This is a genomic window from Catenibacterium sp. RTP21428st1_D7_RTP21428_210409 (genome assembly GCF_040227455.1).
Lineage (GTDB): Bacteria > Bacillota_I > Bacilli_A > Erysipelotrichales > Coprobacillaceae > Catenibacterium > Catenibacterium mitsuoka_A.
In genome coordinates, this window is the sequence record NZ_JBEHVX010000018.1 from 24,844 (window position 1) to 33,093 (window position 8,250).

Sequence of the window (8,250 nt, forward strand, 5' to 3'; positions counted from 1 at the left end):
ATAGAAAGGAGGTATATGTATGCAAAGAGAATTTGAAATGGTTGTACAGACAAGTGCAGCTACACAAAGCTTGCGTTATTTATTGAAAAGTGGTGATATGACGTGTATCACCAAAGGAGAAATTACTAAAAGATTAGAAGCAGCAGTTCTTTTACAGGAATTAAGCTTTCAAGCTGTTATGACAAGTGGTGATGTTGTAGAGGATATGTTGGAGAATAATTATGAGGATTATGATGAAGCATTAAGAGACTCTCTTAAGACTCATGGTATTACATTTAAAGACTATACCTTTGCGGTTACTTATAAATATGATGAAGAAGCTGTCTTTAAGCCTTTCTTCTCTAGACAATATGGTGCAGACTTAGGTTTTTCACTCCCATTAGTAGATGATATGAAATATGCGAATATGTGTGTATGTCTTGCATTAATAAAACTATCAAGAGAATATGTACGTACGAGTGTGGGTATTACCCATGATTATACTGATGTAAAACCTAGTATTCATTTGACTTTTAAGCCAGGTATATTCTTACCTAAGCTTATTACAGAAAAACCCTATACAGAACTTACATTCAATGCAGTCTATGCAGCTATATACAAGCTGCGTGCTGCGATACGTTTCTTCTCATATGATCATACAGAAGAAGCATATAAAAAGTGGATTGATGTCATAGAAGAAATGAGTACGCGACCATATGATGGTATATTAGATGATCTAGATGAACTAGATTATGTGCCATCACAAAAAGAAGAACTTTATGTATATGAAGATAAGGTCAATGGTGGAGGTACAGTACAATGTTTAAATAATTCATTTTATGCATTAATACTCTGGGCTGCCATATTGACTAAAGTCATGAATGAACAGTTCTTATATGAGACAAACTACCCAGATATGAACTTATGGGATTATTAATAAAAAGAAAATTATCAAAACACCTATAATAAGGTGTTGTCACCATTAACTTTAACGCATAAATTCTTTCTCTTCGCTATAATAGTGTTAGAAAAAAGAGGAGGGAAAGAATATGTTAGAAAGTTATAAAGAAATTACATCAATCTCATTGAATAAATTAAAGGACTATTTAGATGTCATTGATGTGTATCATGATTCATTTATTGATACTTGCAGAAGTCAGAAGAAAATAGAAGGTTATATTAAGGCACACCAAAAGAAATACTTAGGTCTTGCCTTAAAGAAACTCTATGAAATAGATGATATGCAATGTTTAGAAAATCATCTCGTAATGATTGAATACTTATTTGGAGAACATCCTCGTATTCAATCATTGAATAAGAATTTATGTAACTATATGCTCCATAATGGATCACCATTAGATGTATACCGTATTGTGAGACATTTGATGCCTTTCTCATATCTTGCACTTATCTCTTTATTAGTAGATAAAGAAGTGATTACTTATGCACAGGCTGCTTACTTTTCTTTAGTAGAAGAAGATATAGAAGGGGCTTATGAATACTTAAAGAAATGTGAAGTGGAACCAGATGAATCACTTCTAAATCTTTATGCATCTTATGAATTAATTGGTTATTTCCAGCTTGTGGATCATTATAGTAAAAAGGTATCTTACCAGGTATCAGGAGGCATAAGATGGGAGAAAAAATGTGGGCTGTCTTCTCATTGTTGATGAATTCAGAGGAATGCATCAGTGCAGAAGATATACAGCATCAATTAGAAGAAAAAGGTTATGATATTGGTTTAAAAGCAGTATATGCAGTGATTAAACAGATCAATGTATTTACATCTTTAATGTTTGGAAAAGAAATAATCAAAGCAGTCAGACGTTTTGGTTATATGATTGAAACAGGTTATTTTGATGAAGCACAGATACAATTACTTATTGATATGGTGAATTATCGTCAAGATCTTACAAATAATGATAAAAGAGAAATAGTTAATAAGCTTTTAAAACTTTCACCTGCTAAACAGAAGGATTATCTCATTGTACCAGAATTAGAAGATGATGATGAAGGTGTCTATTCTCTAAGTAAAAATCTAAAGATTATTACTTCCGCAATACGTAATAAGAAGGATATACGTTTCCAGTATGTAGATTATACTATTAGGGATGGACATCCTGTAGAAACATATTCTACTAAGGGTAATGCAGGTATTAATCATGAATATTATAATGTGAGTCCTTATAATACAGTGATTGTGGATGGTCATTACTATTTACGTGCTTATTATAATAAGCATAAGGATTCATTGACTACATTCCGTATTGATCGTATTAGAAAGCTAGATAAGAGCCGTACATATTATTTTGATTTTGATGATGAAGAAAAAATGAGTGAATCATTGAAACAATCACTTGCGAAGTCAATGAATAGTTTCTTTGATGGTGATGAAATTACACTACATATTAAGTTTGATGGTGTACTTATTAGAGAAGTTGTATCACGTTTAGGAAAAGATATTACTATTAATAAAACTATTGCGCCAATAGAGAATGATCATCAATGGTATGAAACACGTGTTGAAGGAATCATTTTTAATACAGGTTTAATGAACTGGATTAGACAGTTTGGTCCAATGATTATTGTGGTAGGTCCAGAGAAACTTAAAGAAGCTATTACAGATGGATTAGAAGAGAACTTAAGCTACTATAAAAAATAGGTGATGACTATGTATATATTACAATTAAGTCAAGGTGAGTTAAGTACTAATGTTGGCTTATTTGGCTCAATAGAGGAAGGTAGAAAGCTTATATCTCAATTAACTGGATATCAGTATGAAGTGATTGAAGGGTTTGAGTATGAGTACTTTGATCCTACTATTGTACCTGATTATGTAGAACTAGAATATAATGGTCATATTGTACCTTTAACTACATATATGTTTACTGGTGATGGAAGAGTAGATATTTATTGGAATGAGATAGTGGACTTATCTACACCAGGAAATGGAATGATTGAAGGATCTACAAGAGTGGATGCTTATTCTATTCCTAATAATGAACCAAATAATATTTTAGCACTTTCCTTATTAGGAAAAGCATATCAAATATTAAATGATGAACGAAGTGAAGAAGTTTATAGAAAAAGTCATGTAGGATTTAAATGTATATTGGATCATTCAAAAGATAAATATATAGAAGAATACTGTTATTATCGATTAGGGAAAGATTATCTTTATGGTACAGGAACAGATGTGGATTATGAAAATGCAATGTTTCATTTTTTACAGAGTCAAAATCAGTTGAGTTGGTATTCTTTAGGACAGATGTATCTAAGAGGATTAGGAATAGAAAAGGATGAAGAAAAAGCATTTGAATATTTTTTGAAATCAGCTAAATGTTTTAATCCATTTGCGTTATATGAAACTGCAAGATGTTATGAATTAGGAATAGGGTGTTTGGTAGATAAGGAAAAAGCAGATTATTATTATAAGAATGCTTATTTTAAATTTGAATCAATGGTCGAAGAAAATGAGAATGACAATCTGCTTTATCGTCTTGGTATGATGAATATCAAAGGGAAAGGTGTTGAACAGAATATTGATCTAGGAATACACTTTCTACAAAAAGCCATTGATATGGATAACGAATTTGCACAAATACAGATGGCAAGGATACTTATAGATGGAATCAAAGTGAATAAGAATGTAGATCAAGCTATCTCTCTTTTAATGAAAGCAGAAGAAAAGAATAATTCGTTTGCTCAGTATATGCTAGGCAAACTTTTTTTATTTGGAAAGGAAGTTGAGCAAGATAAGGAAAAGGCATTCGTGTATCTTCAAAAATCAGCAAGTCAGGGAAATGTCTATGCTCAGTATCTTATTGATAATATGGAACGGTATGAACAACAAGACATTGCACTCATGGTTTCACGTTTCTTTTATCATATAAGTAGGATATTCGAACAACAACTTCCCATTAACAACAATAACCCCTTATCACATGTGGATAAAAAATTAAGAAGAAAAATGCAAAAGAAAAGAAGTGAACTTGGTCATAAGGAAGATGATCAAACACTTCATTTTTAATATTTTCACTATTTTAAAAAAATAATAAGGAAATGGAGTGGTCAAATATAAACTATAAACAAATGAGAAATAAAAATAATTCAAAATATAAATCAATGAAAGTCAAATCAAAACCAAAAAATAATAAAAGTTTATATAGAAGAATAGAAGGAAGGCATCGTTGATGAAATATTATTCAAAAGAACAAATTAAACAAGCGAATCTCATCAATTTAGAAGATTTTTTACGTATGCAAGGAGAAACACTTATGAAGTCTGGAAAGGATAAACGTTGGGCAAGAATGAAGACTGTCACAATTAGAGAAAATATGTGGCATGACTGGAAAACTTCTGAAGGTGGATATCCAATAGAGTTTGTAAAAAGATATTTTAACAAGGGATTTAAAGAAGCAATGGAAATTCTTCTTTCGTCAGTAGGGGATGTTCAGATGGTAGAATCTTCTAGACATAATCAAGACAAGCCAAAGAGGTTTGTTGCACCGTATAGAAATAACAATAATAAACGAGCTTATGCTTATTTAAGTGAAACAAGATTAATAGATAAAGATATATTGAATTACTTTTTTAAGAATGGATATATCTATGAAGATAATCAATATCATAATGTTGTATTTGTAGGATTTGATGAAGACGGGATCATTCGTCATGCTCATAAGAGAAGTACATCAGTTGGTGGAAAAAGTTTTAGAGGAAATGTGGAATCATCTGACTCAAGATATCCTTTTCAATATAGAGGAACGAGCGAAAGAGTTTATGTTTTTGAAGCACCAATTGATCTGCTTTCATATCTCACATTACATAAAGATAATTGGGAACAAGATAATTATATTGCTTTGAATGGATTAGGAACTGAAGGACTAGAACATCTATTAAACCAAAGAAAAGATATACAAAGTATTATGTTGTGTTTTGATCATGATGAAGCAGGTATAGAAGCGTGTGAAAGAGTGACTGATAAACTGATTGAAAAGGGATATGGACAGATTGGAATCATTCAATCAACATATAAAGATTTTAACGAAGATATCATGGCTTTGGCTGGTAGAGAGTATAAATTTTCAAAAGAAAGTCAGAAAAGGCAATGGATCAATCATATTAACGATAACCTTACAAAACGAATTCATGAGATCAATAAAGATATTGATTTCAATACATTGAATAAAACATTTGCGGTCATTTTTTATAATCGAAGACAAGCAAATACAAAATTAGAAATGATTAAAGAACAATTATATGTTCTCACAAGTGATGCTCTTATATTAAGGCAAAATTTAATCAATGAAGAAATTGTCAATGAATATAGATCAATGAAAGAGATACAAGGAGATATGATCGAAGGGTATCGCTGTTATAAAGATATAAAACAAATCCGTAAAAGGATAGAAAATCTTATGGAGTGTATGAAAGAAGTAAATGTTGCTTATGAAGAATATCAAGCAGGAAATGTTAGTTATGAAAGATTATCAGAAGGATATCGTGTTTTAGCAACTGAGGGATTAACACATCTTAATTATGTTCATAGAGTAGAAGAAAAAAGAAAGCAAGAACTAAAGCAGGAGGAAAAAATGGATAAAAAGATAGAAAAAAAGTATGGAATCGCTGATGGTCAAAAACCATCAGCAAAATTGATTGGAGAAGATGGGAATATATTCAATTTAATGGGGATTGCAAGTCGATCACTTAAAAAAGCAGGTTTTCAAAAAAAATCAGATGAAATGATTAATCGTATCACAACATCTGCAAAAAGTTATGATGAAGCACTCAATATTATAAGTGAATATGTAGAGCCAGTTGATGATATAGGATATGAAGAAGATATAATGATGAGAGGATATGAATAAGATATGAGTCATGATCAAATCATCTTTATAGGTATGGGTGTCTTGTTTTTTATTGTCATTGGTATAGCAGTTTATTTTGGAAATAATTATAATCTAGATAATATCAAGGCAAAAGAAGTTGGAAATGGTCAATATGGAAATTCAAGATTCGCTTCGCAAAAAGAAATCAATGAAACATTTTCAAAGATATATTTTGATCCTCAAAATTGGAGAAAAGGAAAATATCTTCCCAATAGTCAAGGTATCGTTATTGGTAGTCAAGTAAAAGGAAAACAAACATATTGTTATGTGGATAAAGCTGATGTTCATCTTTTGATGATTGGTGCTGCAGGTGTTGGAAAAACAGCACACTTTTTGTATCCTAATCTAGAGTATGCTTGTGCAAGTGGTACGAGTTTTATCACCACAGATACAAAGGGTGATTTGTATCGAAATTATGGTGGTATAGCAAAAGAGTATTATGGTTATCAAATATCTGTCATTGATCTTAGAAATCCAATCTATTCAGATGGAAATAATATGTTGCATATGGTCAATAAATATATGGATATCTATAAAAAAGATAGATCAAATTTAACAATCAAAGCCAAGACAGAAAAATATGCTAAGATCATAGCAAAAACAATTATCTTTAATGATGGAGAGAGTTCGTCTAGTTATGGGCAGAACTCTTTTTTCTATGACTCGGCTGAGGGATTATTGACAAGTGTGATTTTGATTATTTCTGAATTTTGTGAAGATAAACAAAGGCATATCGTGAGTGTCTTTAAACTTGTACAAGACCTGTTAAAACCATCTAAAGTGAAAGGGAAAACACAGTTTCAAGTTTTGTTAGACCTTTTGCCAGATAATCATAAGGCAAGATGGTTTGCAGGTGCTGCACTTAATACAAGTGAGCAAGCGATGATGTCAGTTCTTTCAACCGTTTTGTCAAGACTCAATGCTTTTATAGATAGTGAGATTGAACAAATATTATGTTTTGAAACAACGATTGATATTGAAAAATTTTGTGAACATAAATCTGCAATTTTTTTAGTCATCCCTGAAGAAGATAATACAAAACATTTTTTGATATCCCTCTTTCTTCAACAATACTATAGAGAAATGTTAGCTTACGCAGATGAACATGGAGGTGTGATTTTTAGGAAGATTATTATGTTCTTAGATGAGATTGGAACGATACCACCTATACAATCAATAGAAATGATGTTTAGTGCATCTCAATCAAGAAATATATCCATCGTAGCGATCATCCAATCCCTTGCTCAACTTGAAAAGAACTATGGGAGTGAGGGAGCAAAGATCATTGTAGATAACTGTCAAGATATATTGTTTGGCGGGTTTGCACCTAACTCAGAGATGGCAAAAATATTTAGCGAAAATCTTGGTACACATACTGTTCAAAGCGGTTCTATTAATAGAGGGAAGAATGATCCATCACAATCCTTGCAAATGATAGAAAGACCATTGATGACACCAGATGAACTCAGAACAATGCCTAAAGGTCATTTTATACTTATGAAGACAGGAATACATCCGTTCAAGACCATATTAAGATTGTTTATATATTGGAAGATAAAACTTGATAAAGAATATCAAGTCAATGAACGTATTCGAAAAGAAGTGGATTATGTAGATATCAAAAAGTTAGAAAATATCTTAAAGAAAAACTTTGATTATGAAAATTTAATGAAAAGTCATATAGAAATAAGAACAGGAGGTCTTAAAGTTGAATAAGGATTATATGTATTTTTATACAAAGATATCTAGTGCAGATGTTCCTCCAACAGCAAGAACAGTTTATAGAGCATTATTACATTATGCGAATAGAAAGACATGGTCGTGTTTTCCATCAATCAATACGCTTGTAAAAGATACCGGTCTTAGTCGCTCAACAATTATTAGATGTCTAAAAATTTTAGAGAAGAATAATTGTATATTAAAAATACATAGGACTCGCCAAAGCAATAATGGACAGACAAGTAATATGTATTTTTTTAATTGATTATTTTTATGGGATGAGTATGTCCATATTATGATACTCCCAGAGTGTCATTGTGATATGGCTGTAACATAGAGTTGAAATATAATTACAGAGAGAAATAATAATTAAACGATTAATTTTTTTGAATACCCATAATCTACAGGTACCAATTTAAGAGAAGTGTGGAGCAGAAATATTCAGGATATAGACTATCTGTCTATGACTGATAGGAAATGATCTCTGTAGGTATTTCTTGATTTTATCTATGATAGTCTTTCCCATCTTTCTATGGTTAAATCTATACTCCTGTTCATTCAGGAATAAAGGCATCTCTCTTTTAGTTATTCCATGATATATCCCAGTAATATTATTTTTAATATTACCGATTATTATGTTTAACCAGAGTAGTCTATGATC

7 protein-coding genes and 1 pseudogene are annotated in these 8,250 nt (G+C 31.1%); 7 read left to right on the top strand and 1 reads right to left on the bottom strand.

Annotated features, from left to right (window positions below; all coding sequences use genetic code 11):
• Positions 1-19: 19 nt before the first annotated feature.
• The 7 genes from ABUA27_RS04415 (at position 20) to ABUA27_RS04445 (ending at position 7,854) form a co-directional block, all read left to right on the top strand.
• Entirely contained in the window at positions 20-916 is an 897-nt protein-coding gene (locus ABUA27_RS04415) for a hypothetical protein (protein WP_129980490.1), read from the top strand.
• Positions 917-1,028: 112 nt separating this feature from the next.
• Positions 1,029-1,649, top strand: coding sequence for a hypothetical protein (locus ABUA27_RS04420; protein ID WP_303352721.1), 621 nt, complete (start codon positions 1,029-1,031; stop codon positions 1,647-1,649).
• Positions 1,613-2,641 (top strand): WYL domain-containing protein, encoded by a 1,029-nt coding sequence (locus ABUA27_RS04425; protein ID WP_287513536.1) that lies wholly within the window; start codon positions 1,613-1,615, stop codon positions 2,639-2,641. Before ABUA27_RS04420 ends, ABUA27_RS04425 begins: the two co-directional genes overlap by 37 nt.
• A 9-nt stretch (positions 2,642-2,650) precedes the next feature.
• Positions 2,651-4,009 (top strand): tetratricopeptide repeat protein, encoded by a 1,359-nt coding sequence (locus tag ABUA27_RS04430; protein WP_349820296.1) that lies wholly within the window; start codon positions 2,651-2,653, stop codon positions 4,007-4,009.
• Positions 4,010-4,172: 163 nt separating this feature from the next.
• Positions 4,173-5,849 carry a DUF3991 and toprim domain-containing protein gene (locus tag ABUA27_RS04435; protein ID WP_349820297.1) on the top strand — a complete coding sequence of 559 codons (1,677 nt, stop codon included), beginning with the start codon at positions 4,173-4,175 and terminating at the stop codon, positions 5,847-5,849.
• A gap of 3 nt (positions 5,850-5,852) precedes the next feature.
• The gene (locus ABUA27_RS04440; RefSeq protein ID WP_502879685.1) at positions 5,853-7,586 is read left to right on the top strand and encodes a VirD4-like conjugal transfer protein, CD1115 family; all 1,734 of its coding nucleotides are present in this window, start codon (positions 5,853-5,855) and stop codon (positions 7,584-7,586) included.
• The gene (locus ABUA27_RS04445) at positions 7,579-7,854 is read left to right on the top strand and encodes a helix-turn-helix domain-containing protein (protein WP_349820298.1); all 276 of its coding nucleotides are present in this window, start codon (positions 7,579-7,581) and stop codon (positions 7,852-7,854) included. The genes ABUA27_RS04440 and ABUA27_RS04445 overlap by 8 nt, the downstream gene beginning before the upstream one ends.
• Positions 7,855-8,004: 150 nt before the next feature.
• Here ABUA27_RS04445 and ABUA27_RS04450 read toward each other — a convergent pair.
• Positions 8,005-8,250: pseudogene (locus ABUA27_RS04450) on the bottom strand (hypothetical protein); the annotation flags it as partial.

Bases quoted from the DNA above. Each gene is read 5' to 3' on its own strand.
- ABUA27_RS04415 (WP_129980490.1), top strand. From the start codon at position 20: ATGCAAAGAGAATTTGAAATGGTTGTACAGACAAGTGCAGCTACACAA.
- ABUA27_RS04420 (WP_303352721.1), top strand. From the start codon at position 1,029: ATGTTAGAAAGTTATAAAGAAATTACATCAATCTCATTGAATAAATTA.
- ABUA27_RS04425 (WP_287513536.1), top strand. From the start codon at position 1,613: ATGGGAGAAAAAATGTGGGCTGTCTTCTCATTGTTGATGAATTCAGAG.
- ABUA27_RS04430 (WP_349820296.1), top strand. From the start codon at position 2,651: ATGTATATATTACAATTAAGTCAAGGTGAGTTAAGTACTAATGTTGGC.
- ABUA27_RS04435 (WP_349820297.1), top strand. From the start codon at position 4,173: ATGAAATATTATTCAAAAGAACAAATTAAACAAGCGAATCTCATCAAT.
- ABUA27_RS04440 (WP_502879685.1), top strand. From the start codon at position 5,853: ATGAGTCATGATCAAATCATCTTTATAGGTATGGGTGTCTTGTTTTTT.